Genomic DNA, 5,575 nt, shown 5'->3' with positions numbered 1-5,575 from the left:
TGGCAAGGCTGGCAATCAGGCCTGCGCGTTCGGCGCGGGTTTCGTTCATGCCGACGATGCCGCCGCAGCAGACTTTCAAACCGGCATTGCGGACTTTGCCCAAAGTATCCATGCGGTCTTCGTGTTTTCGCGTGTGAATGATGTCGTTGTAGCGTTCGGGGTCGGTGTCGAGGTTGTGGTTGTAGTAGTCCAGGCCGGCTTTTTTGAAGTCTTCAGCCATGCCGTCTTCGAGCATGCCGAAGGTGCCGCACACTTCCATGCCCAAGCTTTTTACCGCGCTGATGATTTCGGAAACGACAGCCACGTCTTTGGGTTTGGGGCCACGCCATGCCGCGCCCATGCAGAAACGGCTGGCGCCGCGCGATTGGGCAATTTTGGCTTTTTCGACGATTTCGTCCACATCCATCATCTGCTCTTTACCTAGATTGGTGTTGTGGTGTGCCGATTGCGGGCAGTAGGCGCAGTCTTCGGGGCAGCCGCCGGTTTTGATGGAGAGCAGGGTGGAAAGTTGGATTTCGCACGGGTTGAAGTTTTGGCGGTGGATTTCGGCGGCTTGGAAAACGAGGTCGAGGAAAGGCAATCCAAACAAAGCCTCGACATCGCATTTTTTCCAATAACGCGCAGTCGGATGCGGCTTGCGCTCGGTTTGACGGCGCAAGGCTACGGGAGATACGGTCATAGTGTGTTCTTTCGTGTTTACAGCGACGCAGTGTCGCTGACGGCTTGACTTGCCGGCGCAATGACGGCAGCAGCAGGTTTGAAATCAATATAAAAGGCCGTCTGAAACGGCGCAGCAAGTGTAACGCTTTTGATAATGTAGAGCAAATGTTTCAGACGGCCTGAAATATGGCTTGCCCGGGTTTGCTATAATCGCATTTTTAATTTTTCCGTTTTCTTATGAACGCGCCCAAAGCTTTCGCCGTACTCGGCCCGACCGCCGGCGGTAAAACCGCACTGGCCTTAAATATTGCCCAATCGTTGTCGGTGGAAATCATCAGTTTGGATTCCGCGCTGGTGTATCGCGGCATGGACATCGGTACAGCCAAGCCGACTGCCGAAGAGCTTGCTGCCGTACCGCATCATTTGATTGATATTATCTCGCCGCTGGAAAGTTACAGCGCGGCGGATTTTGTCGGCGACTGCGTGCGCTTGGTGAACGAAATACATGCGCGCGGTCGCTATCCTTTGATTGTCGGCGGCACGATGATGTATTTCCACGCGCTGACGGAAGGTTTGAACGATTTGCCCAGTGCGGATGCGGCGGTGCGCGCACAACTTCAGGCGGAAAAGAACGAACGCGGTCTGGCAGGCCTGTATCGCCGTTTGCAGGAAGTTGACCCGATGACGGCAGGCCGTCTGAAAGCCAATGACAGCCAGCGTATTGAACGCGCTTTGGAAGTCTATCTTCTGACCGGCAAGCCTTTGAACGAACATTTCACAGAGCAGAAGCAGGCTGCGCCTTTATTGGATTTATGCACGGTTGCCCTTATCCCCGAAGACCGTCATTTGTTACACCGCCAAATCGAAAAACGCTTTTTAAATATGCTGGAACACGGTTTCCTAGATGAAATGCACGGCTTACGCCGCGATTATCCGCAACTACATGCCGATATGCCGTCTATGCGCTGCGTGGGCTACCGTCAGGCTTGGGATTATCTCGAAGGCGAAACCAATTATGACACCTTTGTCGAAAAAGGCATTGTCGCCACGCGCCAGCTTGCCAAACGCCAGTTGACCTGGTTGCGGAAAATTCCTTTGGCGCATACGTTAGATCCTTACGCAGACAGCGATTATGTTCAGACGGCCTTGGCCTTGGCGCGTCAGCATTTTCAGGAATAATCCATGCTGACTACGCCACCACTTGCCCCTAAAACATTGTCCACACTAAAAGAATTGGGTATTCGTACACTGGAAGATTTACAGGAAATCGGCGCAGTCCGCGCATTTCTATTGCTGAAAGCGTCGGGTTTGACCGTAACCAAAAGCACCTTGTGGCAACTGGCTGCGCTGGTTTCGGGTGTGGATGTCCAGCATATTTCCGAGGAGAGAAAGACGGAGCTGGGCGAGGCTTTGAAAAAACATCCGCCTGTTGCCGTTTTCCCTTCTCAAAGCGATATGGAAGCCTTTATGCGGCTGGCGATAGAACAGGCCAGACAATCGGCGGCATTGGGCGAAGTGCCCGTTGGCGCAGTCATCGTATATCAAGGCAAGGTAATCGCAGCGGCACACAATACCTGCATTGGCGACCACAATGTCAGCCACCATGCCGAAATCAACGCACTTGCCGCCGCAGGCAAAGCCTTGCAAAACTACCGTTTGGAAGATTGCGACGTATACATCACATTAGAGCCTTGCTCCATGTGCGCCTCTGCCTTGATACAGGCGCGGGTCGGGCGCGTGATTTATGGTGCGGCCGAAGCCAAAACCGGCGCGGCAGGCAGCGTGGTCGATTTGTTTGCCGACAAACGCCTGAACAAGCATACCGCAATTTTGGGCGGAATATTGGCAGAAGAATGCCAAAGCGTATTGCAGGATTTCTTTGCGGCCAAACGTAAGGCCGTCTGAATTTCAGACGGCCTGTCAGCAAAAACACTTTATTTTAAATTTTCGGATTTCCCATGTCAGTCAATCATTACGAAAACTTCCCTGTCGGCTCCATTGTGCTGCCACGCCGTTTGCGCAAGCCGGTTCACGCCGTTTACGCTTTTGCACGGACGGCGGACGATATTGCCGACGAAGGCAATGCCGAAGCAGCCGAACGCCTGCGCCAACTGGACGAACTGAAGGCAGAGTTAGACCGAATTGCACAAGGCGGGAAACCGCAAACGGCTTTGATGCAGCGTTTGTACAACGAAGCGGTTGAGCCGTTTCAATTACCGTTGCAGCCGTTTTACGATTTGCTGGCGGCGTTTAGTCAGGATGTGGTCAAAACCCGTTATGAAAACTTTGGCGAATTGATTGCCTATTGCCGTTTGTCCGCCAATCCGGTGGGGCGCATTATGCTGCATTTGTACGGGCAAACCGATGAAGTGAGCATGGCGCAAAGCGATGGTATTTGCACTGCCTTGCAGCTGATTAATTTTTGGCAGGACGTGGCGGTAGATTGGCAGAAAGGTCGCGTGTACATCCCTCAAGAAGATTTGCAGAAGTTCAAAGTCAGCGAAGAGCAGATTGCGGCCGGCAAAGCCGACTTTGCTTTTCAACGACTGATGGCGCATGAGTGTCAACGTGCTTTTCAAATGCTGAAGGCAGGCTCGCCGTTGGGCAAAACCCTCAAAGGACGAATCGGTTTTGAGCTGCGCATGATTATTGTCGGCGGCCAGTTGATTTTGCAGAAGTTGGACGGTTGCAAATATGACGTGTTTAACCAGCGCCCGCTGTTGGATAAGAAAGACTGGATGATTATCATCAAACGGGCTTTGATGAAGAAATAAAAAAAGGCCGTCTGAAATTGACGTTTCAGACGGCCTTGATGTTTTTGATTAGCGGTTTTTCAAACGGTTGATGCGGTTGTCCAAAGAAGGATGGGTGCTGAACCAAGAATCTTTGGCTTCGCTGGCAATACCCATTGCGGTCATGGTTTGTGGCAGATCGCTGGTGCTGCCTTTTAAGCGTTGCAGGGCGGCAATCATTTTCGGCGCGCCCACCAGTTTTGCAGCGCCCGCATCGGCGCGGTATTCGCGTTGGCGGCTGAACCACATCACGATGATGCTGGCGAGGAAGCCGAATACGATCTGCAATACCATGCTGACCATGAAATATGTACCTTGCGAAGTGCTGCCGTCATTGTTGCGCGCCACCATGCTGGAAACGATACGCGCCAAGAAGACGACAAAAGTATTCACAACACCTTGAATCAGCGTCAGCGTTACCATATCGCCGTTGCCGACGTGCGCCATTTCATGCGCCAAAACGGCTTCGACTTCATCGCGGGTCATGTGGTCGAGCAGGCCGGTGCTGACGGCGACGAGCGAGCTGTTTTTGGTTGCGCCGGTTGCAAAGGCGTTAGGCTCGGGAGAGTCGTAAATCGCTACTTCCGGCGTTTTCAGATTCCATTGGCGGGCTTGCGCTTCAACAGTTGCCAACAGCCAAGCTTCTTCTTCGCTTTGGGGCTGGTCTATGACGACGGCGCCGACCGAATGTTTGGCGATGGTTTTCGACATCAGCAGGGAGACAATCGAGCCGCTGAAGCCGACGACTGCGGAATAAGCCAACAGGCTGCCGACTTGGTTGGTACTGTTGATGCCCAAGATGGCCAAAATAACACGGATGACAACCAGAACTGCGATATTGGTTGCGATAAATAAGAAAATGCGTTTCACCGATTATTCCTTTTTAGTGTGGTTTGTGAGGTGATTTTTATATGGGCGCATTGTCTCAAAAACTCTATAGAGATGAAACAGCGCAATAGGCAAAGGTATGCAAATTCAAAGCAATTGAAGCAAAGGCCGTCTGAAAAAGCAGTATTTATGATTAAAAACAGCTTTTCAGACGGCCTATATTGCAAACGGATATTATTTTCCGAATTCTTTCAGCCAGTCTCGCGCTACTAAAAATTGATTTAGTGCGGCTTCTGGAGAACCTTCTTCCGGCGCATATTGATACTCGAAGCGTACTAAAGGCGGCATGGACATCAAAATGCTTTCCGTACGACCGCCGCTTTGCAGGCCGAACAGCGTGCCTCTGTCCCAAACCAAGTTAAATTCCACATAGCGTCCGCGACGGTAGAGTTGGAAATCGCGTTCACGTTCTCCGTAAGGCGTATTTTTGCGTTTGGCCACAATCGGCAGATACGCTGCGATATAGCCTTCCCCGACTGCCTTGATAAAATTTAAGCAGGTATCGAAATCCCAGCGGTTTAAATCGTCAAAAAACAGGCCGCCCACGCCACGTGTTTCATTACGGTGTTTTAAATAGAAATATTCGTCACACCATTGTTTGAATTCAGGATAAACCGATTCGCCAAATGGCGCGCATACGTCCCGAGCCACTGTGTGCCAATGCACGATATCTTCTTCAAAAGGATAAAACGGCGTCAAATCAAAGCCGCCGCCAAACCACCAAACCGGCTCGGCATTTTCAGGATAGGCAATAAAAAAGCGCACATTGGCATGGCTGGTCGGGACATAAGGATTTTTCGGATGAATGACCAGCGACACGCCCATGGCTTCAAACGCCGCGCCGGCCAATTCCGGACGATGGGCCGTAGCAGAAGCCGGCATTTGGGTTCCCTTTACATGCGAAAAATTCACACCTGCCTGCTCGAATACTGCGCCGTTTTTCAATACGCGGGTTTCGCCGATACCCAGCTTCCCAGTCCATGCTTCATGCACAAATTTGGCTTCGCCATCTTCTTGCTCCAGCGCGGCGCAGATTTGGTTTTGCAGTGTTTTGAGGAGGGTTAGAACGGATTCTGTGTGCATGATATATCCTTGATGGTTTCGTATTTGTAAAATGACATGGCGGAAGATGATTTAAGTTGTTGAAACTAATTGTTATTTTTCTGTTTCTTTATTATGGGTAAATTTTTGCATGGGCGTATCTTGCAATCAAGCGTTACTCATCGGCAATAGAT

The 5,575-nt window shown here is 51.2% G+C and carries 7 protein-coding genes; 3 read left to right on the top strand and 4 right to left on the bottom strand.

Annotated features, from left to right (window positions below; genetic code table 11):
- Both bioB and ACTHUT_RS13240 read right to left on the bottom strand, forming a co-directional pair.
- On the bottom strand, positions 1-679 hold a 679-nt coding region (gene bioB / locus ACTHUT_RS13245), incomplete at its 3' end, for a biotin synthase BioB (RefSeq protein ID WP_440418879.1).
- A gap of 17 nt (positions 680-696) precedes the next feature.
- Complete coding sequence (locus ACTHUT_RS13240) at positions 697-825, bottom strand: hypothetical protein (RefSeq protein ID WP_284675697.1); 129 nt, start codon at positions 823-825, stop codon at positions 697-699.
- 72 nt (positions 826-897) lie between these two features.
- Between ACTHUT_RS13240 and miaA the strand changes: the two genes are divergently transcribed.
- Genes miaA through hpnC form a run of 3 tightly spaced genes read left to right on the top strand, consistent with a single transcriptional unit; the run spans position 898 to position 3,434 of the window.
- Complete coding sequence (miaA, locus tag ACTHUT_RS13235) at positions 898-1,839, top strand: tRNA (adenosine(37)-N6)-dimethylallyltransferase MiaA (protein WP_250600372.1); 942 nt, start codon at positions 898-900, stop codon at positions 1,837-1,839.
- Between the two features lie 3 nt (positions 1,840-1,842).
- The gene (tadA, locus tag ACTHUT_RS13230; protein WP_250600374.1) at positions 1,843-2,565 is read left to right on the top strand and encodes a tRNA adenosine(34) deaminase TadA; all 723 of its coding nucleotides are present in this window, start codon (positions 1,843-1,845) and stop codon (positions 2,563-2,565) included.
- 53 nt (positions 2,566-2,618) lie between these two features.
- Positions 2,619-3,434, top strand: a complete 816-nt coding sequence (gene hpnC, locus ACTHUT_RS13225; protein ID WP_188209656.1) for a squalene synthase HpnC — start codon at positions 2,619-2,621, stop codon at positions 3,432-3,434.
- A 48-nt stretch (positions 3,435-3,482) separates the two neighbouring features.
- Here the strand turns inward: hpnC and htpX are convergent, their stop codons facing one another.
- Positions 3,483-4,322 (bottom strand): protease HtpX, encoded by an 840-nt coding sequence (gene htpX, locus ACTHUT_RS13220; RefSeq protein ID WP_250600376.1) that lies wholly within the window; start codon positions 4,320-4,322, stop codon positions 3,483-3,485.
- Between the two features lie 192 nt (positions 4,323-4,514).
- Positions 4,515-5,423: an oxygen-dependent coproporphyrinogen oxidase gene (gene hemF, locus ACTHUT_RS13215; RefSeq protein ID WP_250600377.1), complete on the bottom strand. Its 909-nt coding sequence runs from the start codon at positions 5,421-5,423 to the stop codon at positions 4,515-4,517.
- Positions 5,424-5,575 lie beyond the last annotated feature (152 nt).

The organism is Neisseria sp. P0022.S010 (assembly GCF_051956635.1).
Note: the sequence above shows the minus strand (reverse complement) of the source record. Positions and strands in the feature narration are given on the sequence as shown.

Coding starts and splice junctions, on each gene's coding strand:
- miaA (WP_250600372.1), top strand. CDS start 898: ATGAACGCGCCCAAAGCTTTCGCCGTACTCGGCCCGACCGCCGGCGGT.
- tadA (WP_250600374.1), top strand. CDS start 1,843: ATGCTGACTACGCCACCACTTGCCCCTAAAACATTGTCCACACTAAAA.
- hpnC (WP_188209656.1), top strand. CDS start 2,619: ATGTCAGTCAATCATTACGAAAACTTCCCTGTCGGCTCCATTGTGCTG.
- hemF (WP_250600377.1), bottom strand. CDS start 5,423: ATGCACACAGAATCCGTTCTAACCCTCCTCAAAACACTGCAAAACCAA.